General features: G+C 74.1%; 1 protein-coding gene and 1 pseudogene. Both read left to right on the top strand.

Features of this window, described 5'->3' with window-relative positions; translation table 11 throughout:
* A partial coding sequence (locus tag ABT295_RS21135; RefSeq protein WP_352396376.1) for a hypothetical protein occupies positions 1-549 on the top strand: 549 nt, incomplete at its 5' end.
* 68 nt (positions 550-617) lie between these two features.
* A pseudogene (locus tag ABT295_RS21130) lies at positions 618-1,099 on the top strand (hypothetical protein); the annotation flags it as partial.

Here is a 1,099-nt window from a genome sequence, read left to right as displayed (position 1 = left end):
CACCCCCACCCCGACCAGGCCGGCGACCTCATCGAACGACGCGAACAGGTCACCCTGCGCCTGCGCGGACACACCTTCGCTCCCTGGAACCCGCTGCAGTCCGCGGTCGAAGTCGTCGCCCTGCACCACTCCCGCAGCTGCGGTGTCCCCATCGAAACCGCCCTCACCCACGTCTGGACCGCCCACGCCGCCGGCACCGCCGAACGCCCCGTCTGGCAAGCCGTCGCCGCCGGACAGGTCACCGCCCGCCAGGCCCGCACCATCCTGGCCCAGTCCCGCCACCTCGCCGCCCGCACCGCCACCCTCACCGCAGATACCGACGGGGAGATCAGTGAGGGCGAGATCGTCGAGGGACCGGCGCTGCTGGAGGGTGAGGCCCTCACCCAGGCGCTCGACACGTTCCACACCACCGCCCTGACCTGGGCCCGTGAGGGCAAGGTCGGCTCCGCCCTGCACGGACGCTGCTTCCGACTGCTGGAACGGATGACCCCCCCCACCACGAACGCGTCGTCCGGCACACCCGCCACCCCGGCCGCGAAGCGGTCCTGACCGACTGCCAGGACGGCGCCACCGCCCACCTGTCCCTCGACCTCCCCCTCGGCCTGGGCCGGCGGCTGATGACCTTCGCCACCGCCTGCGCCGACGCCACCACCGACCACACCAGGGCCCACGGCCTGCACGACGACCGCGACCACGCCACCCGCGTCAACGACGCCCTCGTCGACGTCCTGCGCGACGGACTCACCCGCTTCACCCCCGCCACCTCCGACACCGACCACCAGCAGCCCGCCGACGCCGAGCACCCCGCCACCACCGGCCGCACCCACCGGCCCGCCACCAGCGTCCACGTCCTGCTGCGCGTCGACGCGACCACCCTGTTCGGCGCCGACAGCACGTTGCCTGACGACGCCGCGTGGGTCGACGGTCTCGGCCCGGTGTCCATCGAGACCGCCCGGGAACTGGCCGCCGACCCCGACGCCACCTGGCGCAAGGTCGTCACCGCCCCCGGCACCCGTGACGTGATCGACGTCGCCGCCGACGTCTACCGCCCCTCGGCCGCGCTGCGGCGGTTCATCGTCGCCCGCGACGAGACGTGCCG

This window comes from Terrabacter sp. NPDC000476 (assembly GCF_040300125.1).
Taxonomy (GTDB): domain Bacteria; phylum Actinomycetota; class Actinomycetes; order Actinomycetales; family Dermatophilaceae; genus Terrabacter.
This window is presented reverse-complemented; position numbering and strand designations above follow the sequence as displayed.